We start from the raw sequence: 22,677 nt of genomic DNA, 5'->3' as shown, positions 1-22,677 counted from the left end.
TGCCGCCGATCCTTGATCTGCCAAGCCATGGTCAAACCTGCTTCATCTTGGGTAAGCTCGACACATCATTGCGCCAGTAAGCTCAGCGACGCGCAATCAAGGGATGAGCACGCACAGGATTGACTATGGCCGCGACCAGCAATTTCTCCTTTCTCCAGGAACACGACCCCGTTTTCCTGCAGTTGGCGACCACGGCCGAACAGATCTTTGCCAGCGACCCCAACACCACCCTGATCAAGCTGCGGCAACTGGGCGAGGCTTTGGCTCAAGACCTGGCCAGCCGTGCTGGTATCGAATTCGATGTCACGACCAAGCAGACCGACTTACTCTACAAATTAAGCCGGGATATCCAGCTCGATCAAAAAATCCGCAGCCTGTTCCACACACTGCGCACCGAAGGCAACAAAGCCACTCACCAATTTCGAACTCAGCACCGTGAAGCATTGGACGGGCTGAGAGTCGCCCGTGCCCTGGCCATTTGGTACCACCAATCGTTCGGCAAGCAAGGTGATAAGTTCAGCCCCGGCCCCTTTGTAAATCCGGAAGACCCCAGCACTCCGCTGCGCGACCTACAAAACCAGATTGAGCAGCTAAAAACTCAACTGAGCGAGTCCAGCCAACAACTTGAAAGTAATCAACAGTTGGCTGACCTCATAAAGCGCGAGGCCGAAGAATACGCCGTTCTCGCCGAGCAAATGGGCGCTGAATCAAGCCTCCACAAGCAGCAAGCCAAACAGCATGAAGCCGAACTGGAAAGGTTGCGCAGTGAGCACGAGCAAAGCATCAAAGCCCTGCAAACTCAGCTGCTGACCCAGCCGCAGGCCTCGTCACAGGTCATGCACCGCACAATGCGGGCCACTCAGCAATTTGACCTGAGCGAAGACCTCACCCGGATCCTCATCGACCAACAGTTAGTCGACGCTGGCTGGGAAGCGGACTCCCTCGATCTGACATACAAAAAAGGCGCCCGCCCCGAAAAGGGCAAGAACAAAGCCATCGCCGAATGGCCAACCCGCATTCCAAATGCCGATGCGGACTATGTCCTGTTTGCAGGCTTGATGCCGGTAGCCATCGTTGAAGCCAAGCGCAAACGCAAAAATGTTGCAGACCGCATTCCCCAGGCCGAGCGTTATTCCCGCGAATTCAAGTTCGCCCCGGAGCAGTTAAAACCATGGCTGGAGGCCGGTCAGCCCGCGGCCTGGAACGATGGTGAAGGCAAAACCTTCCAGGTGCCCTTCGCTTTCGCTTGCAATGGTCGCCCTTACATCAAGCAACTCGCGGAGCAATCCGGGACTTGGTTCCGAGATCTGCGCAGCCCGGCCAACACAGCCCGGCCACTGCAGGATTTCCATAAACCCGAAGACCTGCGAGACCTGCTCAAGCGCAGCCGTGCCGAGGCCGAAGCCAAGCTCAAGGAAGAAGGCTTCGCCTATCTGAAGTTGCGCGACTACCAGGAAAAAGCGATTCACGCCGTAGAGCAAGCCTTGGCCAACAACCAACGCGACTGCTTGCTGGCGATGGCCACCGGTACTGGTAAAACCCGCACCATCATTGGCTTGATGTACCGCTTCCTGAAAACCGAACGCTTCAAGCGCATTCTGTTTCTGGTCGATCGCAGTGCCCTTGGCCAACAAGCCATCGACTCGTTCAACGACACCACCCTCGAGCAAAACCACACGCTCGCGCAGATCTACGACATCAAAGAGCTGGGCGACATGGCCGCCGAGGCGGAAACCCGCATCCAGGTGGCCACCGTTCAGGCCATGGTCAGCCGCATTTTCCGCTCCGACACGCCACCTTCTGTGGGCGAGTACGACTGCATCATCGTCGACGAAGCCCACCGTGGTTACACCCTCGATCAGGAAATGAGCGAAGGCGAACTGGCCGTCCGCGATCACAATCAGTACCTCTCACAGTACCGCCGCGTGCTGGATTATTTCGACGCGTGCAAAGTCGGCCTGACCGCTACCCCGGCCAAACACACCAGCGAAATTTTCGGTAAACCGGTGTTCACCTACAGCTACCGCGAAGCCGTGGCGGATGACTGGCTGATCGACCACGAACCGCCGATCCGCTACGAAACGCAACTGAGCAAACACGGCATCCACTTTGACAAGGGCCAATCGGTCAGCGTAATCGATACACAGACCGGCGAAGTCGATGTCGCCGAGCTGGAGGACGAACTCAACTTCAACATCGAGTCGTTCAACCGCCGCGTCATAACACCGGCTTTCGACAAAGTGATCTGCGACGCCCTGGCTAATGAGCTGGACCCGTTCGGCGAAGAAAAAACCATGGTGTTCTGCGTCAGTCAGGCCCATGCCGAGCGAGTGAAAAACCTGCTCAATGAAGCCTTCAAAGACGCCTACGGTGAGCAATACAACCAGGCAACGGTGCAAATCATCACCGGTCAGAGCGACAAGGTTGAACAACTGATCCGCAAGTACAAAAACGAACCACACCCCAGCATCGCGATCACCGTCGACCTGCTGACCACCGGCATCGACGTACCAAAAATCTGCAATCTGGTATTCATGCGCCGGGTGCGCTCACGCATTCTTTATGAACAAATGAAAGGCCGCGCGACCCGCCGCTGCGACGACATCGGCAAAACGGTTTTCCGCATCTACGACCCCGTCGACCTCTACGCCAGCCTCGAAGCCGTCGACACCATGAAGCCGTTGGTGAAGAACCCCAATGTCTCCCTGGAGCAATTGGTCAGCGAACTCACCAGCGACGCCAGTCACGACGCTCCCGGCAGCCAGGAAGACAGCAGCCACGCCCATGATGTGCTCGACGTGCTCAGCCAGCGCATAATGCGCATTCTGCGCAAGGCCGATCACAAAGCTGAAACCAAGCCCACGCTGAAGAAAAAGCTTGAGGAGCTGGAGGACATCTGGGGCGTGGAGCCTGCCAAGCTGCACAAACACCTGCATGAACTGGGACCACGGCAGGCGGCCGAGTTCATTCGCGAGCACAGTCAGCTGCTGACCCAATTGAATGCCGTCAGCACCCTGCTGGGCTCGGAAAACTACCCGATCATTTCCACCCACAGCGACGAACTGCTCGTGCGTGAGCAAAGCTACGGCGCCTATCAAAAGCCTCAGGATTACCTCGAAAGCTTCCACGATTTCGTCCACAGCCAGCTCAACCAATCCGCTGCGTTGGGCGTGGTAGTCAATCGCCCCAAAGACCTCACCCGCGAACAACTGCGCACTGTGCGCTTGCTGCTGGATCAACATGGCTTCAGCGAAGTCAGCCTGAAAAGCGCCTGGCGTAACCAGACCAACCAGGAAATCGCTGCCAGCATCATTGGTTTTATCCGCCAGGCCGCGATTGGAGAAGCCCTGCTGCCCTTCGACCAACGCGTGGCCAACGCCATGCAAAAAATCTATGCCCTTGAGCCGTGGACGCCCGTGCAGCGTAAATGGCTTGATCGCCTGGCCAAGCAATTGGTGCACGAGGTGGTCATTGACTCGCAACAGGTCAACGATGCCTTCCAGAACGATGGCGGCATCAAGAGCTTGAACCGTCACCTTGGTGGCAACCTGGACAAGGTACTGGAAGCCTTGAATGACAACCTGTGGCCTGCGGTCGGCTGAGCCCGTTGACAGTGACCGGGCAAAAACAACTAGACTGTCCTCAGTCCCAGGACAGAGGACAGTTGCTAGCTGAGGCCATATGAAGAGTCAAGACGTACTGTTGCTGATCAAACTGATTTGCCTGGAGCAGCGCGAGCGCCTGCAACAGCAACTCGACAGCGAAACAGCAGAACTGCTCAAGCTCAGCAACACCGCCGAGCAATGGCAAGGCTGGGAAGACCACACCGAACAAGACCCACCCGTGCACCATGACAGCTACTCCGTGCGCGCCCTGCAAGCCTCACTGGGCATCAGCAAAACCGAAGTCGCCTCGGCACTCAAACGCTGCCAGCAGATTGGACTGTTACGCCTGGACCCAAGCACCCAGCTGCCTCGGGTCAACAGCAAGGCGCTGTTGGGCTTTATTGAGCACGGCTTGCGCTATGTGTTTCCGGTCAAGCCCGCCGAAATGGTTCGCGGCATCCCCACCAGTTTTTCCGCCCCCGTGTTGCAGGGCAAGTTGATGAGCGGCGGCGACCTGATCCACGTCTGGCCAGACGCCTATGGCACTCGCAAAGGGCAGTCCATCACGCCCCTGTTCAAGACCGTCCCGGGCGCCGTCAAAAAAGACCCCCGCTTGTATGAATACCTGGCGCTGATAGATGCCGTGCGTCTGGGCAATGCCCGGGAAGCCAATCTGGCGAACCAACTGCTACGCGAGAAGATTCTTTAACCATGAGCCGCACACAAAACATCCAGATGCTCGAAGTCGTCGCCAAAGCGCTCGGCGAGGAGCTTTGCCAAGAGGTTGCCTTCGTCGGTGGTTGCACGACAGCCTTGCTGCTGACCGACGAATTCACTCTGGAAGAAGTGCGCTACACCGACGATGTGGATCTGGTGGTGCACCTGACCGGCTATGCCCAGTGGCAAACGCTGGTGGCACAACTCAAACAAAAAGGCTTCAAGCAATCGCCGCAGGACGAGGTTATTTGCCGCCTGCGCCTGGGCGAGCTGAAAGTCGACTTCATGCCCGAAGATGCCGAAACCGCCAACCTGCTGGGCTGCAACAACCGTTGGTTCAGCGACGGCTTGGCCAACGCGCAGTGGCATGAACTACCCAGTGGCTGCCGCATTCGCCTGTTCAGCCCGCCCTACTTCCTCGGCAGCAAACTGGAAGCCTACGCCGGTCGCGGTGCGCAGAACCCGCTGGGCAGCCAGGACCTCGAGGACATTCTCAATCTGGTGAACGGCCGGGAGGAATTGCTGACCGAAGTAGAGTCTGCCGCCCCGGATCTTCGCGTCTACCTGAGCCAAACACTGGCAGGCCTGCTGGGAAACAACGACTTCGGCTATCTGGTGCAAGATGCCGCGCGTGGTGACAGCGAACGTGAGCAGATCATCTGGGACCGCCTGCACCACATTGTTCGGGTCACCGCCTAAATGCTCGCGTCTGTGAAGTGGCACACCCAGGCCGGTCGCCACACGGCGGACAACCGCGATGCCTTCGCCCATGCCGCGCAGGCAAACGCCAGCCTCTACCTGATCGCCGATGGCAGCAGCCGTCACCCGCGCAGCGGTGAATTGGCTCATGCCTTGCTGAATGATCTGACCCAAGGCTTTGGCCAGTTACCGACGCAAGAACTGAACGCCGAGCAACTGGCCAGCGCACTCCAGCAGATCATCATCACCCGCCATCAAACACTTCGGGGCGACTTCCCCTTGGCAGCCTGCAGCTATCTGCTGCTTTGCCTGCTCCCCGATGCGGCATTCACAATTCATGAAGGCGACTGCTGCCTGGGCGTCATTGATCAGGACAGTGAAATCAACTGGCTGAGTGCTGTACATTGCGCACCCAATTGGCAGGGTGACCTCACCCCTGCACAGATTGCCCAGAACTCATCACGCCACTGCCTGACCCGCTGCTTCAGCGCCCGGCGAACAAGCAACCCTGACATCAATTTTTGGCCTGCCCACCCGAACCAACACTGGTTACTGGCGAGCGATGGCTTCTGGGCCGGCTTATGTGCTCAGACCCAACAGATTTTTTTGCGGGACGGCCAATTGCCCGCCCCGCCCACCGATGACGACATCAGTTGCCTGAGCGTCATCCCCAGCCCCATTTTTTTAGAGCGCGCCCCATGACCAACAGCGACATCGTCCAGAAACTCTGGAACCTTTGCGACGTCCTCCGCGACGACGGCATCAACTACAGCGACTACGTCACCGAACTGGTGCTGCTGCTGTTCATCAAGATGGAATTCGAACAGGTTCAGAACAACGACAAGTTCAACCACAAGCTGCCCGAAGGCGCGCGCTGGCCGGACCTGAATGGCAAGTCCGGCCTGAACCTGCTCAACCACTACCGGCAGATGCTGCTCGACCTGGGCCAAAACGCTGATCCGTTGATCGCCGCCATCTACGCCGATGCCCAGACCCGCCTGAAAGAGCCGCGCCACCTGGAACAACTGATTAAAAGCCTCGACGGCATCGACTGGTTCAGCGCCCGCCGCGATGGCCTCGGTGACCTGTATGAAGGCCTGCTGGAAAAGAACGCCAGCGAAACCAAATCCGGCGCCGGCCAGTACTTCACCCCGCGCCCGTTGATCGACAGCATCATCAACTGCATCAAGCCCCAGCCGAGAGAAGTCATTCAGGATCCGGCTGCTGGCACTGCGGGCTTCCTGATTGCTGCTGATGCCTACATCAAAAGCAAAACCGATGACCATTACGACCTTGATGAAAAGGATCGGAGTTTCCAACGCAACTGCGCCTTTGTCGGCGTAGAACTGGTGCCCGGCACTCGTCGCCTGGCATTGATGAACACCTTGCTGCACGGCATGGAAGGTGACGAAGAAGGCGTGGTGCACTTGGGCAACGCTCTCGGCCAAACCGGCGCCAACCTGCCGAAAGTCGAAGTAATTCTCTCCAACCCTCCGTTCGGCACCGCCAAGGGCGGCGGCGGTCCGACCCGTGACGACCTGACCTACAAGACCAGCAACAAGCAACTGGCCTTCTTGCAGCACATCTATCGCGGCCTCAAACCCGGTGGCCGTGCCGCCGTTGTGCTGCCGGACAACGTGCTGTTCGAAGCCGGCGTCGGCACCGACGTACGCCGCGACCTGATGGACAAATGCAACCTGCACACCATTTTGCGATTGCCTACGGGGATTTTTTACGCTCAAGGCGTGAAGACCAACGTGCTGTTTTTCCAGAAAGGCACGATCGAAAACCCGCGTCAGGATCAAGGTTGTACGCAGCGTGTGTGGGTTTATGACTTGCGTAGCAACATGCCTAGTTTTGGGAAGCGCACGCCGTTTGGCGCGGCGCACCTCAAGCCTTTCGAAGATGCATACGGGCAGGATGCCAATGGCAATAGTCCGCGTGCGGAGAATGTCGAGGGGATTGCTGAGCTGAGCCGCTTCCGGGTGTTTACTCGCGAGCAGATTGAACAACGTGGTGATTCGCTCGATATCACTTGGCTCAAGGATGCTGACAGTTTGGATGCTAATGACTTGGCAGCGCCGGAAGTGTTGGCGGGTGAGGCTATGGCGGAACTGACTGAGGCGTTGCATGAGTTGGAAGAGTTGATGAAAGCGCTGGGGGCTGGGGATGAAGTGGCGGCGCAGAAGCAGTTGATGGCGGAAGTGATGGGGTTGGTGGTGGCTCAGGAGAATGGGGATGAGTGAGCTGCCGAAGGGATGGGCAACTGCTTGTATAAACGATCTTGCTGACATAAACCCCAAGCAGGTCTTCGACGATCACTTGGCAGCAGGTTTTGTGCCCATGTCCCACGCGCCGACCAACTTCCGGGACAAGCTGCGCTTTGAGGATCGCAACTGGGGCGACATCCAAAAGGCCTATACGAATTTTAAAAATGGCGACGTAATTTTTGCCAAGGTCACGCCTTGCTTTGAAAACGGCAAAGCGGCATTTGTTGAGGGACTGCCCAACGGTATAGGTGCGGGAAGTAGCGAATTTTTTGTACTGCGCCCATTTAGTGAAGAGGTATCTGCCAAATATCTGCTGGCGTTAGTTAAAAGCCGTGGATTCATGCGTGAAGGCGCTTCGAATATGACCGGAGCAGTAGGCCTACGCCGGGTTCCAAGACAATTTGTTGAGAGTTACCCTGTGTTGGTTCCACCAGCATCAGAACAGACCCGCATATCTCAAAAACTCGATGAACTACTCGCTCAGGTCGACACCCTCAAAACCCGCATCGACGCCATCCCTGCTCTACTCAAACGCTTTCGCCAATCCGCACTCAAATCGGCAGTTTCTGGGCAATTGACGGCGGAGTGGCGGTCAATGCGTCCAGATAGATCACCTTTGCCCCTTGAGCAACTCGTAGGATGCATCAAAAAATCTGGTTTCAAATCAAAAGCTAAAGGAATTGAACCGGCACAAGTTAGTGACGTACCTGGCTGGCTGAAAACCCCTTTAGGGGCAGTGTTTTCTGTCAAATCAGGAGACGGCTTAACTGCTAAAGAAATGGATGAGAATGGGACCATTCCAGTGTACGGTGGAAACGGAGTCACCGGCCTCCATACGGAGCATAACGTCACAACTCGTACTGTTGTTATCGGGAGAGTTGGCTATTATTGTGGCTCCGTTCATTTCACACCGCCCAAAGCTTGGATAACAGACAATGCTCTTATTGTTAAATATCCAGCTCCCCTCTTCAATCTCAGCTACATCTACTGGCTATTACTGGGTACAGATCTTCGTAAAAATACATCTTCGTCTGCGCAACCAGTAATCTCCGGAGAGAAGATCTACCCTATTGAGCTGAACATTGCACCGTTGGAAGAACAAATCGAAATCGTCCGCCGAGTCGAACAACTCTTCGCCTTCGCCGACCAGCTGGAAGCCAAAGTCGCCTCAGCTAAAACCCGTATCGACCATCTGACCCAAAGCATCCTGGCCAAGGCCTTCCGCGGTGAGCTGGTGCCCCAAGACCCAAACGACGAACCTGCCGGCGTTTTACTGGAACGCATCAAGGCCCAACGCGCCGCAGCGCCCAAGGCAAAACGCACCCGCAAGACATCGACCTGAATTAACGAAAGGAAGCGATCATGGCCATTCCCGATTTCCAGTCTGTCATGCGTCCGGTATTGGCCGTGGTCGCCGATGGCCTGCCCATCAGCCTCAAGGCTTTGCGCGAGCAGGTCATCGAGCAGTTTCAGCTGAGCGAAGTCGAGCGCCATGAAATGCTTCCGTCCGGGCGGCAGACCGTGATCAACAACCGTATCGGTTGGGCGCGCACCTATCTGAACAAGGCCGGTTTGCTGAGCATTCCGAGCAAAGGCCTGGTGCAAATCACAGAGCGTGGCCGCGAAGCGCTGCAATCCGGGCCGCAGCGGATCACCGTCGGTTGGCTCAAACGCTATCCGGAGTTCAGTGCGTTTCATGGTGCGCGGCCGGACAACGATGCGCCTTCCGTGCTAGCCGAACCCGTGGACGACATCACCCCGGACGAGCAACTGGCCCAGGCGCATCAGGCCTTGTTGCAGTCACTGGCCGACGAATTGCTCGCGCAGGTGCGCGGTGCTTCGCCGACATTTTTTGAGCAGTTGGTGGTCGATCTGATGATTGCCATGGGCTATGGCGGCTCCCGCAAGGAGGCCGGTCGCGCTACCCAGCAGACCAACGACGATGGCATCGACGGCATCATCAAGGAAGACAAGCTCGGCCTCGATGTGATTTACCTGCAAGCCAAGCGCTGGAGTAACACGGTGCATCGCCCGGAGATCGACAAGTTCATCGGCGCCCTCACTCGTCAACGTGCGCGCAAGGGTGTGTTCATCACCACGTCGGAGTTCTCCGCCGGTGCACGTGAAGCGGCGCTGGGCCTGGATATCAAAGTGGTGTTGATCGACGGCGTGGAACTGGCGCGCCTGATGGTCGAAAACAATTTGGGTTGTAGCGTGAAGCAGGTTTACGAGATCAAACACATCGATTCGGATTACTTCACCGAAGACTGATGTTTAATTGCGTTTACTTAAGGTGTCGAAATATCGGATGACGCCTTAGGACCTTGTAGGCAAACTCCGAATCTTGCTTTTGGGCACTTTGCCGCCTTGTTGCGCTTTTCTTTGACGGGATAGTCTCCGGACGTCGCTGACCATTCAGCGATCGGGCTTGGAAACCCGTGGGATCAAAGCGCAACAGTACCCCTGCCACAATTCCAGTCGTTTTTTCGACTTCGAAATATGTGTTATGGCAGCTGTGCGTGGGACGCTTTCGGGCGTGCCGGTTTCCTTGATCCCCGGTTTTCCAACCTGCGTACAGCTGCCACCCATTCGCTTGGAAACGAACGTGGCGGCTCCTTGGATTAAGGAGTTACATCATGACCAAACCCATCTCGTCCGATCCTTCAGAACTAAAAACCGTCGGTTTCACCCCATTCCACTATATCTCTAATCAACCGCTATTCCACGTCTGCCGCGACGTCCCCATCGCCGACGCCCTGACCCAAGCCTCCGACCTGCTGTTCCTCGCCAAGTCCCTCACCGTGGACGCCGCCTACGCCCAAGACTCCGACCGCCACGCCTGGGCCGCGCATTACCTGACGACGATGAGCAAAGCGGTGATTGATGATGTGGTGAAGGTGCTGACGCGGCGGTCTGTTCAAACAAGAAAGGAAGCAGCCCCATCGAAAAACACATAATCGCGGCAGAGTTGAAAATTCCCAAAAAGGGACCTATCGTTCCCTTTTTGGGACTTATAGAGTCAACCATGCCTGCCATCCCGCTCAGCGATGCTCTCTTTACTGCCACTCAGCAAAAAGTGCTGGGCATGTTGTATGGCAAACCGGATCAGAGCTTCTATGCCAATGAAATATCCCGCTGGGCGCAGGTCGGCAAGGGCAGCCTGATGCGAGAGCTGGAGCGATTGCATGGCGCAGGCATTCTCACCATGAGTCGACGGGGTAATCAGACGCACTACCAAGCCAACCCTGAATGCCCCATCTATGCAGAACTGCTTGGGATAGTGCGTAAGACTTTTGGCATTGCAGAGCAGCTGCGTGCGGCCTTGATTCCACTGAATGATCAGTTGGTATGGGCGTTCATCTATGGCTCCATTGCCAAGGGTAACGAGCATGCAGGCAGTGACATTGACCTGATGCTGATTGGCGAAAATCTCAGTTACAGCGACTTGATGGAACGGGTACTGCCCGTAGAGGAACAGCTTGGCCGCACCATTAACCCAACGCTCTACACCCTGGCCGACTGGCAAGCCAAGAAGGCCGCCGGCAACAGCTTTGTAGTGCGGGTTGAACAACAGGACAAAATTGATTTGATTGGCCGCAATCCAGCAGAGGTAGCCGATGGGCAGTAACGAAAATCTGGAAAACCTGGTGCGTAGCGGCGGCCTCAAAGCCGAACCGCCAGATCGTAAGGAATGTGAAGGGCTGCTGAGATCGGCCACGGACCGTTTGAAGGATGCTCACAGTTCGGCTCTGTCCTTCGCCAGTCGCTTCGACCTCGCCTACAACGCCGCCCATGCTCTGGCACTGACTGCCATGCGTTTGCAGGGTTTTCGCTCCGACCGCCGCTATCTGGTATTTCAGTGCCTTGTACATACTCTCGGTCTGAACAAAATTCAGGTACGCCTGTTCGCTCTTTGTCACGAGCGCCGCAATCTGGCTGAATACGAAGGTTATATGGATGTGGACGAAACCCTTCTTGCCGAACTGTTGGCGGCGACTGATGCACTGTTGCCACTGGTGCAAGACGCTATGCTCGCGAGCAAATAACGCTTCGACCCTTCGTTATTTCCAGTGCTGAACGACATCACCGCAATTGTCAGTCCAAACACGTAACGAAGGGATGGCCTGCACCGCCCGCAATCGTTCCAGCATCGGCCCCGTCAACACGACCTCATACGTATCCGCCACCCGCCCCCATTGCTCCACAAGAGCCATACCGTCCACCAGCACCACAGCCAATTCGGCAATCGTTTCGGCCTGATCCTCAATGATTTTTTGAGTCTGAATCCACACCCGATCAGTCATCGCTTTAAGCTCCGCCGTTACTCGCTCACCCGACGCTGGATCAGTATCCGGGCAGGCGATGTTGCGCAGCAGGTGCTGAAGCTCCCTGATTTTTGCGTAATCCTGTTCCGCCCCCTGCTCGCCTTTGAGGATGGCGGTGGCTTTGGGCTTATCGACGCGTTTTGCAGCTGAAGGTTTTGAAGGCAGTGTCTGCGCCATCGCGCCAGCCAGGAGCACCATCATTCGGGCTTCCAGATGTTCCTTCATGGCTTCTATCGACGAAATGGGGCGCACCAAGGTAATGGAGGCCCCTCCCTGGTGCCGCAGATCCTTGGTCACTGTCAGGGTCACACCGCCCGTTTCAAATCCCAGGGCGCGGGCCACCACGTAGTGCCCCATTTCGTGATGGGCGATCTGCAATGCACGGTCCCGTACAGCAGCAGGCAGCTTCGTTGTCATGTTCTTCGCCTCGCGCCCTCTACTGCCTCAATCCTAGCCGATTTCCATACACGCCCTTTCGCCCAACAAAAAGCCGCGCAATGGCGCGGCTTTTCTGACTCAAGCTTCAGCCGTTATTTGGGCAAGGCGTAGGCAATCACATAATCCCCACGATCCGTCGACTGACGCGCACCGCCCACCGTCAGCAGGATGTACTGCCTGCCGGTTTTCGGTGAAACGTAGGTCATCGGCCCGGACTGGCTGCCCACCGGCAAGCGCGACTTCCAGATTTCGTTGCCGTTGCCGGTATCGAAGGCGCGCAGGTAGAAGTCCTGGGTGCCGGCGAAGAACAGCAGGCCCGACTGGGTGGCCAGCGAAGCGCCGAGGGTCGGCATGCCGATCGGGATCGGCAGGTGCATGCGGATGCCCAGCGGGCCGGTGTCCTGCACGGTGCCGACCGGAACTTGCCACATCAGCTTGTGGGTTTTGAGGTCGATGGCCGACATGGTGCCGAACGGTGGTTTCTGGCACGGAATGCCGACCGCCGAGAGGAAGCGTTCGCGCATGGCGCCGAACGGTGTGCCTTCCTGCGGTACCACGCCCATTTCGATACCGCTGGCCCCGGCTTTGATCTTGTCGCGCGGGATCATGTAGTTGGCCAGGCCCAGGCGCATGTCGTTGACGAACATGTAGTGGGTGTTCGGATCAACCGAGACGCTGCCCCAGTTCATGCCGCCCAGCGAGCCCGGGAATTGCAGGGCGCGGTCCATGCCCGGCGGGGTGTAGACGCCTTCGTGGCGCATGCCTTTGAACTGGATGCGGCACATCAACTGATCAAACGGCGTGGCGCCCCACATGTCGGCTTCGCTCAGGGTCTTGTTGCCGATTGACGGCATGTCCACCGAGAACGGCTGGGTTGGCGAGTAACGTTCGCCGGGCACCTTGCCTTGCGGCACCGGGCGCTCTTCGACGCGGGCAATCGGCACGCCGGTTTCGCGGTTGAGCAGGAAGATCTCGCCCTGCTTGGTGACTTGCGCCAGGGCTGGCTGGGTGCCGCCCTTGTCGTCCGGCACGTCGTACAGCAGCGGTTGCGCCGGCAGGTCGAAGTCCCACAGGTCGTGGTGAGTGGTCTGGAAGTGCCAGCGCACCTGGCCGGTCTTCACATCGATGGCGACGATGGACGAGTTCCACTTGTCGTCGAACTCGGTGCGTTGACCGCCGAAGAAGTCAGGGGTGGCGTTGCCGGTTGGCAAGTAAACCAGACCGAGCTTGGCGTCGTAGGACATGGCCGACCAGACGTTCGGCGTACCACGGGTGTAAGTTTCACCGGCCGGCGGACGTTTGGTGGTGTTCGGGTTGCCCGGATCCCATGCCCATACCAGTTCACCGCTGCGCACGTCGTAGGCACGCACCACGCCCGGCGGTTCGCCGGTGGAGTAGTTATCGGCCACGCGGCCGCCGACGATCACCACGTCCCCTGCGACCAATGGGGTCGAGGTTTGCTGGTAGTAACCGGGCTTCACTTCTCCCATATCAGTGGTCAGGTCAACGGTGCCCTTGTTGCCGAATTCTTCGCAAGGCTTGCCGGTGTCGGCGTTGATGGCGATCAGACGCGCATCGCCGGTCGGCAGAAACAGGCGTTTCGTACAGGCGGTTGGCTGACTGTCCGAAGACACCGGGGTTTCGGAGTAGCCCAGGCCACGGCAGCGCTGCCAGTTGGGCGCGGTGCCTTGCGGGTCGAACTTCCAGCGCTGGGCGCCGGTGTCAGCATCCAGGGCGAAGACTTTGCCGTAGGCGGTGCAGGTGTAGACCGTGTCACCGATTTGCAGCGGGGTGTTCTGGTCTTCGGCACCGGCGCCGGTGCTTTGCGGGATGTCGCCGGTGCGGAAGGTCCAGGCGACCTGCAACTTGTCGATGTTGCCCTTGGTGATCTGATCCAGCGCAGCAAAGCGGTTGCCGGCCGTGGTGTTGCCCCAGTGGGCCCAGTCTTTCTGTTCGGTGCCTGGAGTGACCGGCGTTACCGCAGGTTCGGTAGTGGCCTTGACCACGTGGGTCGGCACGAACATGTAGGCCATCGTCGCAACGACTCCCACGCTCAGAATGCCAGCCAGACCGTAGGCACCACGCCCTCCGGTCGTGCCCGAAGCGCGGACCAGGGTCGGATAGATCAACGCCACCACCAGACCGATCACGGCGAAGGTCAGTACCCGCGAGACCAGCGGCCAGTATTCGAAACCCGCATCCCAAACGGCCCAGATCGCAGTGAGGACCAACGCCACACCATACAGCCAGGCGCCGCGCGGCTTGCGCCGGGCAATCATCAATCCGGACGCCAGCATCGCCAGGCCCATCAGCAGGAAATACCAGCTGCCACCCAACGCGATCAGATAACCACCGCCACCGGCCAGGCCGAGCCCGATCAGTGCAATCAGCACACCCAGCCCCGCCAGCAACCATTTGCTGCCGGCGGCAGCCCCAGAATTGTTCATGTCGGACATTTTCCCCATTTGTGACAAGGGCGGAATAATGTACTACCTAGTTACTTATGGCAATTTGTCGCAGGCAAAAATGTCATGAACGGTATTGAGGCTAGATCAAATTTCCGTCGCGAGCGTCCTGCAGGAACTGCCTGTAACATGCTTGCGCACTGATCCATGCCGCTGGAGATAACCCTTTGCCTGACACTCGCACGCCCGTTCTCGATGAAATCGACCGCCAATTGATTGCCGCCCTGCAGATCAACGCCCGCGAGAGCGTGGCCATGCTCGCCCGGCAACTGGGCATCGCCCGTACCACCGTCACTTCGCGCCTGGCGCGGCTGGAAAAGGCCAAGGTGATCACCGGTTACGGCGTGCGCCTCGGCCAGCGGGTGGTGGATGGCGGGTTGCAGGCATATGTGGGGATAACCGTGCAACCGCGTTCCGGCAAGGAGGTGCTGCGACGCCTGAGCGCGATGGCGCAGGTGCAGCAGTTGTGTGCGGTGAGTGGCGAATTTGATTATGTGGCGTGGTTGCGCACCGATTCGCCGGAGCAGCTGGATCAGTTGCTGGATCAGATTGGTAGTGTGGATGGGGTGGAGAAGACCACGACCTCGATCATCTTGAGTAGCAAGATTGATCGGGGGCAGCCGGTTTGAGTTTCTGCCTGTAGTTTTTTTGGCGCCTGAGCTGACGCCTTCGCGAGCAAGCTCGCTCCCACAGGGGGACAGTGTGCATCACAAGATCGTCATATTGACCAATAAAATGGCAAAATGACGACACTTTGCGTCTTATTAACGTGCTCTGTGCTCTCTAGAATGGCTGGCATCTTTTCCTATACTCAGATGCGCATTCCGCGTCGGGTCGCCAGCAAGGTCAACCATGAACAAGAACAATCGCCATCCTGCAGACGGTAAAAAGCCAGTCACCATTTTCGGCCCGGACTTTCCTTTCGCCTTCGACGACTGGATCGAACATCCGGCCGGCCTGGGCAGCATTCCCGAGCACAATCACGGTGCCGAAGTGGCGATTGTCGGCGGCGGGATCGCCGGCCTGGTGGCGGCGTATGAGCTGATGAAGCTGGGCCTGAAACCGGTCGTCTACGAAGCCTCGAAAATGGGCGGCCGCCTGCGCTCCCAGGCGTTCAACGGCGCTGAAGGCATCATTGCCGAGCTGGGTGGCATGCGTTTTCCGGTGTCGTCCACCGCGTTCTATCACTACGTCGACAAACTCGGTCTGGAAACCAAACCTTTCCCTAACCCGCTGACGCCCGCATCGGGCAGCACGGTGATCGACCTCGAAGGCCAGACCCATTACGCACAGAAGCTGTCGGATCTTCCTGCACTGTTCCAGGAAGTGGCTGACGCCTGGGCCGATGCCCTGGAAGCCGGTTCGCAGTTCGCCGATATCCAGCAAGCCATCCGCGACCGTGATGTGCCACGTCTGAAAGAGCTGTGGAACACCCTCGTGCCGCTGTGGGATGACCGCACCTTCTACGATTTCGTCGCCACCTCCAAGGCCTTCGCCAAGCTCTCGTTCCATCATCGCGAAGTGTTCGGCCAGGTCGGTTTCGGTACCGGCGGCTGGGACTCGGACTTCCCGAACTCGATGCTGGAAATCTTCCGCGTCGTCATGACCAACTGCGACGATCACCAGCACCTGGTGGTCGGCGGCGTGGAACAGGTGCCACAAGGCATCTGGCGCCATGTGCCGGAGCGTTGCGCGCACTGGCCGGCCGGCACCAGCCTCAGCTCGCTGCACAACGGCGCACCGCGTACCGGCGTGAAAAAAATTGCCCACGCGCCGAACGGCCGTTTCGCCGTCACCGACAACTGGGGCGACACCCGCGAATACGCCGCGGTGCTGACCACCTGCCAGAGCTGGCTGCTGACCACCCAGATCGAATGTGACGAAACCCTGTTCTCGCAAAAAATGTGGATGGCTTTGGACCGCACCCGCTACATGCAGTCGTCGAAAACTTTCGTGATGGTCGACCGCCCGTTCTGGAAGGACAAGGATCCGGAAACCGGCCGCGACCTGATGAGCATGACCCTCACCGACCGCCTGACCCGTGGCACCTATCTGTTCGACAACGGCGACGACAAGCCGGGGGTGATTTGCCTGTCGTACTCGTGGATGAGCGACGCGCTGAAAATGCTGCCGCAACCGGTGGAAAAACGCGTGAAGCTGGCGCTGGATGCGCTGAAGAAGATCTATCCGAAAGTCGATATCGCCGCGCGGATCATCGGCGATCCGATCACCGTTTCGTGGGAGGCCGACCCGCATTTCCTCGGCGCGTTCAAAGGGGCCCTGCCCGGCCACTACCGCTACAACCAGCGCATGTACGCGCACTTCATGCAGGACGACATGCCAGCCGAACAGCGCGGGATCTTCATCGCCGGCGACGACGTTTCGTGGACCCCGGCCTGGGTTGAGGGCGCGGTACAGACCTCGCTCAACGCGGTATGGGGCATCATGAAACACTTCGGCGGTGCAACTCACGCCGAGAATCCGGGTCCAGGAGATGTATTCAACGAGATCGGACCGATCGCCCTGCCCGAGTAAGAGGAATCCGAAATGCGCGTAGCCCTTTACCAATGTCCGCCGCTGCCCCTGGATGTCGCCGGCAACCTGCAACGCTTGCAGCAGCTTGCGCTGGAGGCAAAAGGTGCCGATCTGCTGGTGCTGCCGGAGATGTTCCTGACCGGCTACAACATCGGTGTCGATGCCGTCAGCGTGCTGGCGGAGGTGCATAACGGTGAGTCGGCGCAGCAGATTGCGCGCATTGCCAAGGCTACCGGGATCGCCATTTTGTATGGCTATCCCGAGCGCACCGAGGACGGGCAGATCTACAACGCCGTGCAGTTGATCGACGCTAACGGCGAGCGCATCTGCAACTACCGCAAGACCCATCTGTTCGGCGATCTGGATCACTCGATGTTCAGCACAGGTTCCGACGAGTTTCCCATCGTTGAGCTCAACGGCTGGAAGCTCGGTTTCCTGATCTGCTACGACCTGGAGTTTCCGGAAAACGCCCGACGCCTGGCCCTGGCCGGTGCCGAGCTGATCCTGGTGCCGACCGCGAACATGATTCCGTTCGATTTCGTCGCCGATGTCACCGTGCGCTCCCGCGCCTTCGAAAACCAATGCTATGTGGCTTACGCCAACTACTGCGGCCATGAAGGCGACATCCATTATTGCGGCCAGAGCAGCATCGCCGCACCGGATGGCAGCCGTATCGCCCAGGCCGGGCTGGATGAAGCACTGATCGTCGGCGAGCTGGATCGGCAGTTGATGCTCGACTCCCGCGCCGCCAATCGCTACCTGATCGATCGTCGTCCCGAGCTTTACAGCGACCTGAACAAGCGCTAGTCCACTGTAATCCGCTAGCATTGGCACTTCACTGTTCTGGAAGTGCCCATGCCCGCGCTGAATCACCCTCGCCCCCCTACTGAAACCCTGGCCAATGGTCTGCGGGTGACGCTGCGTCATGCCCCGAATTTGAAGCGCTGCGCAGCAGCGTTGCGGGTGGCTGCCGGCAGCCATGATGTGCCGCTGGCCTGGCCCGGTCTGGCGCATTTTCTTGAGCATTTGTTGTTTCTGGGGACTGAGCGTTTTCCTGCGGACCAAGGGCTGATGGCCTACGTCCAGGGCCATGGCGGGCAAGTGAATGCGCGGACCAGCGAGCGCACCACCGATTACTTTTTCGAATTGCCGATCCAGGCATTTGCCGGTGGGCTGGAGCGTCTGTCAGACATGCTCGCCCATCCGCGTATGAATCCGGACGATCAACAGCGGGAACGGGAAGTGCTGCACGCGGAATTTATCGCGTGGTCGCAGGATCCGGTGGCGCAACAACAGCAGGCATTGTTCGATGGGCTTTCTGAAACTCATCCGCTGCGCGGTTTCCATGCCGGCAATCGCGACAGCCTCCCAGTGTCGCAACCCGAATTTCAACAGGCATTGCAGGATTTTTATCAGCGGTTCTATCAGACAGGACAAATGACCTTGAGCCTGGTCGGGCCGCAGAGCCTCGATGAGTTGGGGATGATGGCCAAGACATTTGGTCGTGTCCTTGGTGGGGGTGAAAAAGTCCCACAACAGTCCCCCGCGCCGCTGATGACGACTTCAGACCTAAGTTATCAACAGGCTGGCGAACGCCGGCTGGATCTGCTGTTTGCCCTCGAAGCGTTACCCGAATCCTCCACCGAAGCACTGCTGTTCCTGTGTCATTGGCTGAACACCGGGAAGCCGGGAGGATTGCTGGCGGATTTGCGTGAGCGTGGATTGGCCGAAAAACTGAAGGCCGAGTCGCTGTATCAATTCGCCGGGCAAGCCTTGCTGCACTTCGAGCTCACATTGCCCGCCAATTCTCCGGTAACCGGGATTCGCGAACGCCTGATGGACTGGCTCGGTTTCTTTGCCGGGCAAGACTGGAACCGATTGCGCGAAGAGTACGCCACCCTGCTCCAGCGCCAGCAGCAAGTCAGCAGTGCCTTGCAACTGTCTCGACTGGACAGCGAACAACGCGAAGTCGGGTTAACCGAGCAGGGCGTTTCAGCCCTCAAGCAAATCCTCCAACAAATCGGCGCTGTGGATAACTTCAGCGGCCCATGGCAATTGCCGACTCCCAACCCTTTTCTGCGCGCCGAAGCACCGGCATCGAACGCCGGACTGATTCGTGGCCAAACCAGCGCCCACCGTGGCCTGCGCACGTTTGCCCAGGATCGCTCGCGCAGCCGTCGTGAACGCTCGCCGATGCAGTTCAGCCAGGCATGGCCGGACAACGGTGCTGAAGGTGCGATTTATCTGCGCTGGCGTCTGGGCTCGGCTCCCGGCAGCCACCTTCAATCACGGCTGGAAAACCACCTGCAACCATTACGCGAAGACGCGCGTCAGGCCGGTGTGGATTTTTCCTTCAGTGCGTCGGGCAACGAATGGCTGCTCAAACTGAACGGGCTACAGGAGTCGATGCCCTGCGTCCTGGAACATGTGCTGAAAGAACTGACAAAACCCGATGCCGCTGTCTCACAAGCCGAATCGACCAGCGTTGCGTTGATACCGATTCGACAACTGCTCAAGGCATTGCCCGATCACTGCCTCGGGCACACCGCGAACTCGGACGACATGCAGCCACTCTGGTCGAGTGCGCGCTGGGATGGGCTGGCCATCGGGTTATCGACTCAGACTCAAGCGGCCATGGGCCTGGCCTTGAGCCGCATACCCGGCACGCCGGACAATCAACTGACGCCGCCCTCTTCGATCCTTGCACAGCATCTGTGGAGCACTGTCGATACCGCCTCCAGCGAGCACGCGTTGCTGCTGTTCTGTCCGACAGCCACCCAGGAAATGGCCGACGAAGCCGCGTGGCGTTTGCTCGCGCATGTCTGCCAGACACCGTTCTACCAACGACTGCGGGTGGAGCTGCAACTCGGCTATGCGGTGTTCAGCGCCCTGCGCCAGATTCACGGGCAAACCGGGTTGCTGTTCGGCGTGCAATCGCCAAGCGTTGCGCCGGTGGAGTTGCTGCAACACATCGAGCAATTCCTGAATCGATTGCCGGAGCTGATCCACTCGCTCGACGACACCACCTTCAACGCTCAACGCCAGGCCCTGGCGGATCAGTTTTCCAGCGCTGCGCTCACCACGGGTCAAGCGGCCGAATTGCTCTGGCAGGGCAAGCTGGCCGGCCGCTCGTCGGATTATCTGACGCAATTGCCCGAGGCCATTGTGCGCATTGACCGGACCGCTTTACTGGCTGCGGCCCGACGCCTGAATCAGGCCGAAGGCGGCTGGCTGTGCCTTGCCAACAGCGCTGCACCAGACGCGCCATGGCAAGCGGCAAAATGATCTTTACCGGGGCTGCAAGGAGCTTTCTCAAAGTTTCACGGGCAATTTCTTTGAAATTTTGAGTAACATCGCAACCTAACTATTTGGAACATCTCTGACTTGAGGTGGACTATACCTATAGATAGCGCTATCCCACCCTACCTGAAGGAGTTCAATTTATGGCCTGGACCAAACCTGCCTACACCGACCTGCGTATTGGCTTTGAAGTCACCATGTACTTCGCAAGCCGCTAATCTCAGCTTTGACAGAGATGCAGCACAACGCCTCGGTTATCCGAGGCGTTTTATTTTCAGCGTTGAAATGATGGAGCGTCCATGTTTGTCCAGATTCTAGGTTCCGCTGCCGGCGGAGGCTTCCCCCAGTGGAACTGCAACTGCGTGAACTGCGCGGGCTTTCGCAGCGGCAGCCTGCGGGCCAAGGCGCGGACGCAATCGTCCATCGCGATTTCCGATGACGGCGTGAACTGGGTGCTGTGCAACACCTCCCCGGACATCCGCGCCCAACTCCAGGGCTTCGCCCCGATGCAGCCGGGCCGCGCCCTGCGCGATACCGGGATCGGCGCGATCATCCTGATGGACAGCCAGATCGACCACACCACCGGCCTGCTCATGCTGCGTGAGGGCTGCCCGCATCAGGTCTGGTGCACCGACATGGTCCATGAAGACCTGAGCACCGGTTTTCCGCTGTTCACCATGCTGAACCATTGGAATGGCGGGCTGACCTGGAATCGCATCGAGCTCGACCAGAGCTTCAGCGTACCGGCCTGCCCGAACCTGCGCTTCACCCCGCTGCCACTGCGCAGTGCTGCGCCGCCCTACTCACCGCATCGCTTCGACCCGCATCCGGGCGACAACATCGGCCTGATCGTCGAAGACCTCAACACCGGTGGCAAACTGTTCTACGCACCGGGCTTGGGCAAGGTTGATGCGCCGTTGCTGGAAATCATGGCCGGCAGCGATTGCCTGTTGGTCGACGGCACGCTGTGGGATGACAATGAAATGCAGCGTCGTGGCGTGGGTACCCGCACCGGTCGGGAGATGGGCCATCTGGCACAAAACGGCCCCGGCGGCATGCTCGAAGTGCTTGAACAACTGCCCAAGCAACGCAAAGTGCTTATCCACATCAACAATACCAACCCGATTCTTGATGAGGATTCGCTGGAGCGCGCAGAGCTGGATCGGCGCCAGGTTGAAGTGGCGTATGACGGCATGAGTATTGTGTTGTAGCTGAGGGCCCCTTCGCGGGCAAGCCCGCGAAAGCGTCCGACCAGACACCCAAGATTTCAACGGTTGCACACCGGAGAACCGCAATGACCGACACCCCAATGTCCCCCGCCGAATTCGAAGCGGCCCTGCGCGCCAAGGGCGCCTATTACCACATCCATCACCCCTATCACGTGGCGATGTACGAAGGCCGGGCCACTCGCGAACAGATCCAGGGCTGGGTCGCCAACCGTTTCTACTATCAAGTGAACATTCCCCTGAAGGACGCGGCGATCCTCGCTAACTGCCCTGACCGCGAGATCCGCCGCGAATGGATTCAGCGCCTGCTCGACCACGACGGTGCGCCCGGTGAAGACGGCGGCATCGAAGCCTGGCTGCGCCTGGGCCAGGCCGTGGGCCTCGACCCGGACCAGCTGCGCTCCCAGGAGCTGGTGCTGCCCGGCGTACGCTTCGCCGTGGACGCCTATGTCAATTTCGCCCGCCGCGCCAGTTGGCAGGAAGCCGCGAGCAGCTCGCTGACCGAGCTGTTCGCCCCGCAGATCCACCAGTCGCGCCTGGACAGTTGGCCCCAGCATTACCCGTGGATCGACCCGGCCGGCTACGAGTATTTCCGCACGCGCCTGGGCCAGGCCCGGCGTGATGTCGAGCATGGTCTGGCGATCACGCTGCAGCACTACACCACCCGTGAAGGCCAGGAGCGCATGCTGGAAATTCTCCAGTTCAAACTGGACATTCTTTGGAGCATGCTCGATGCCATGAGCATGGCCTACGAACTGAAACGCCCGCCGTATCACAGCGTGACCGGGGAACGGGTCTGGCACAAAGGAATCACCTTATGAGTTTCGATCGCAGCAAGACCCCGACCTGGCGCCCCGGCTACCGCTTCCAGTACGAACCGGCGCAAAAAGGCCATGTGCTGCTGTACCCGGAAGGCATGATCAAGCTCAATGAAAGCGCCGCGTTGATTGGCGGTTTGATTGACGGTGAACGGGATGTCGCGGCCATCATCAATGAGCTCGACCGACAGTTCCCCGGCGTGCCCGAGCTCGGTGACGACATCGAGCAATTCATGGAGGTTGCCCGTGCGCAGCACTGGATCGAACTTGCCTGATTCA

The 22,677-nt window shown here is 58.7% G+C and carries 20 protein-coding genes; 18 read left to right on the top strand and 2 right to left on the bottom strand.

Going from position 1 to position 22,677, the window contains the following annotated elements:
- Window positions 1-125 precede the first annotated feature (125 nt).
- The 10 genes from hsdR (at window position 126) to KGA85_RS19155 (ending at window position 11,337) form a co-directional block, all read left to right on the top strand.
- On the top strand, window positions 126-3,602 hold the full coding sequence (gene hsdR / locus KGA85_RS19200) for a type I restriction-modification system endonuclease (protein ID WP_223543313.1): 3,477 nt from the start codon (window positions 126-128) through the stop codon (window positions 3,600-3,602).
- A 79-nt stretch (window positions 3,603-3,681) separates the two neighbouring features.
- Entirely contained in the window at window positions 3,682-4,314 is a 633-nt protein-coding gene (locus KGA85_RS19195; protein WP_223460327.1) for a hypothetical protein, read from the top strand.
- A gap of 2 nt (window positions 4,315-4,316) precedes the next feature.
- A complete protein-coding gene (locus tag KGA85_RS19190; RefSeq protein WP_223543312.1) occupies window positions 4,317-5,021 on the top strand; it encodes a hypothetical protein in 705 nt (234 codons plus the stop codon).
- Complete coding sequence (locus KGA85_RS19185) at window positions 5,022-5,723, top strand: protein phosphatase 2C domain-containing protein (protein ID WP_223543311.1); 702 nt, start codon at window positions 5,022-5,024, stop codon at window positions 5,721-5,723.
- The gene (locus tag KGA85_RS19180; RefSeq protein ID WP_223543310.1) at window positions 5,720-7,267 is read left to right on the top strand and encodes a class I SAM-dependent DNA methyltransferase; all 1,548 of its coding nucleotides are present in this window, start codon (window positions 5,720-5,722) and stop codon (window positions 7,265-7,267) included. The genes KGA85_RS19185 and KGA85_RS19180 overlap by 4 nt, the downstream gene beginning before the upstream one ends.
- Window positions 7,260-8,633 (top strand): restriction endonuclease subunit S, encoded by a 1,374-nt coding sequence (locus KGA85_RS19175; RefSeq protein WP_223543309.1) that lies wholly within the window; start codon window positions 7,260-7,262, stop codon window positions 8,631-8,633. Before KGA85_RS19180 ends, KGA85_RS19175 begins: the two co-directional genes overlap by 8 nt.
- Before the next feature lie 20 nt (window positions 8,634-8,653).
- Complete coding sequence (locus KGA85_RS19170) at window positions 8,654-9,562, top strand: restriction endonuclease (protein ID WP_223543308.1); 909 nt, start codon at window positions 8,654-8,656, stop codon at window positions 9,560-9,562.
- Window positions 9,563-9,927: 365 nt separating this feature from the next.
- Window positions 9,928-10,248: a DUF3077 domain-containing protein gene (locus KGA85_RS19165; RefSeq protein ID WP_223543307.1), complete on the top strand. Its 321-nt coding sequence runs from the start codon at window positions 9,928-9,930 to the stop codon at window positions 10,246-10,248.
- Between the two features lie 68 nt (window positions 10,249-10,316).
- Window positions 10,317-10,919 (top strand): nucleotidyltransferase domain-containing protein, encoded by a 603-nt coding sequence (locus tag KGA85_RS19160; RefSeq protein ID WP_223460340.1) that lies wholly within the window; start codon window positions 10,317-10,319, stop codon window positions 10,917-10,919.
- Complete coding sequence (locus KGA85_RS19155) at window positions 10,909-11,337, top strand: hypothetical protein (RefSeq protein WP_057713048.1); 429 nt, start codon at window positions 10,909-10,911, stop codon at window positions 11,335-11,337. Before KGA85_RS19160 ends, KGA85_RS19155 begins: the two co-directional genes overlap by 11 nt.
- 15 nt (window positions 11,338-11,352) lie before the next feature.
- Here the strand turns inward: KGA85_RS19155 and KGA85_RS19150 are convergent, their stop codons facing one another.
- Entirely contained in the window at window positions 11,353-12,033 is a 681-nt protein-coding gene (locus tag KGA85_RS19150) for a peptidase M41 (RefSeq protein WP_223543306.1), read from the bottom strand.
- Window positions 12,034-12,146: 113 nt separating this feature from the next.
- On the bottom strand, window positions 12,147-14,501 hold the full coding sequence (locus KGA85_RS19145; RefSeq protein ID WP_223460344.1) for a glucose/quinate/shikimate family membrane-bound PQQ-dependent dehydrogenase: 2,355 nt from the start codon (window positions 14,499-14,501) through the stop codon (window positions 12,147-12,149).
- A 185-nt stretch (window positions 14,502-14,686) separates the two neighbouring features.
- Between KGA85_RS19145 and KGA85_RS19140 the strand changes: the two genes are divergently transcribed.
- The 8 genes from KGA85_RS19140 (at window position 14,687) to pqqD (ending at window position 22,673) form a co-directional block, all read left to right on the top strand.
- Window positions 14,687-15,148 carry an Lrp/AsnC family transcriptional regulator gene (locus KGA85_RS19140; protein WP_046039454.1) on the top strand — a complete coding sequence of 154 codons (462 nt, stop codon included), beginning with the start codon at window positions 14,687-14,689 and terminating at the stop codon, window positions 15,146-15,148.
- A gap of 223 nt (window positions 15,149-15,371) precedes the next feature.
- On the top strand, window positions 15,372-17,054 hold the full coding sequence (locus KGA85_RS19135) for a flavin monoamine oxidase family protein (protein ID WP_223460346.1): 1,683 nt from the start codon (window positions 15,372-15,374) through the stop codon (window positions 17,052-17,054).
- A gap of 12 nt (window positions 17,055-17,066) precedes the next feature.
- Window positions 17,067-17,861: a carbon-nitrogen hydrolase family protein gene (locus KGA85_RS19130; protein ID WP_223543305.1), complete on the top strand. Its 795-nt coding sequence runs from the start codon at window positions 17,067-17,069 to the stop codon at window positions 17,859-17,861.
- Window positions 17,862-17,909: 48 nt separating this feature from the next.
- Entirely contained in the window at window positions 17,910-20,339 is a 2,430-nt protein-coding gene (gene pqqF, locus KGA85_RS19125) for a pyrroloquinoline quinone biosynthesis protein PqqF (RefSeq protein WP_223460350.1), read from the top strand.
- A 158-nt stretch (window positions 20,340-20,497) separates the two neighbouring features.
- Window positions 20,498-20,572 carry a pyrroloquinoline quinone precursor peptide PqqA gene (pqqA, locus tag KGA85_RS19120; protein ID WP_003444522.1) on the top strand — a complete coding sequence of 25 codons (75 nt, stop codon included), beginning with the start codon at window positions 20,498-20,500 and terminating at the stop codon, window positions 20,570-20,572.
- Between the two features lie 81 nt (window positions 20,573-20,653).
- Entirely contained in the window at window positions 20,654-21,565 is a 912-nt protein-coding gene (gene pqqB, locus KGA85_RS19115; protein WP_223460352.1) for a pyrroloquinoline quinone biosynthesis protein PqqB, read from the top strand.
- 83 nt (window positions 21,566-21,648) lie between these two features.
- Window positions 21,649-22,401 carry a pyrroloquinoline-quinone synthase PqqC gene (gene pqqC / locus KGA85_RS19110; protein WP_007993179.1) on the top strand — a complete coding sequence of 251 codons (753 nt, stop codon included), beginning with the start codon at window positions 21,649-21,651 and terminating at the stop codon, window positions 22,399-22,401.
- Window positions 22,398-22,673 carry a pyrroloquinoline quinone biosynthesis peptide chaperone PqqD gene (pqqD, locus tag KGA85_RS19105; protein ID WP_090451769.1) on the top strand — a complete coding sequence of 92 codons (276 nt, stop codon included), beginning with the start codon at window positions 22,398-22,400 and terminating at the stop codon, window positions 22,671-22,673. The genes pqqC and pqqD overlap by 4 nt, the downstream gene beginning before the upstream one ends.
- Window positions 22,674-22,677: the final 4 nt, after the last annotated feature.

This window comes from Pseudomonas sp. GL-B-12, assembly GCF_019955895.1.
Taxonomy (GTDB): domain Bacteria; phylum Pseudomonadota; class Gammaproteobacteria; order Pseudomonadales; family Pseudomonadaceae; genus Aquipseudomonas.
Note: the sequence above shows the minus strand (reverse complement) of the source record. Positions and strands in the feature narration are given on the sequence as shown.